We start from the raw sequence: 284 nt of genomic DNA on the forward strand, positions 1-284 counted from the left end.
GGTCTTGAATGCGGATGCCCACGCGGGTCATCTTGTCGGCGTAGGTCGGACCGATGCCGGGGCCGGTCGTCCCGATGCGGCGCTTGCCGAGGAATCGCTCGGTCACTTGGTCGAGCGCGCGGTTGTACTCGGGGATCACGTGGGCGTTGCCCGAAACGCGCAGCTTCGAGGTGGCGACGCCACGCTCGTCGAGGTGCTCGATCTCCTCGAATAGCACGCCGAGGTCGACGACGACGCCGTTGCCGATCACCGGCGTGACGCCCGGCGTGAGGATGCCCGAGGGC

Annotated in this window: 1 protein-coding gene; it reads right to left on the reverse strand. The window is 68.3% G+C overall.

Annotated features, from left to right (window positions below):
- The coding region (locus tag QM019_RS12770; protein WP_282853313.1) for an adenylosuccinate synthetase at positions 1-284 on the reverse strand (284 nt) is incomplete at both ends.

Origin of the sequence: Gulosibacter sediminis (genome assembly GCF_030011715.1) — a bacterium.
GTDB classification, from domain to species: domain Bacteria; phylum Actinomycetota; class Actinomycetes; order Actinomycetales; family Microbacteriaceae; genus Gulosibacter; species Gulosibacter sediminis.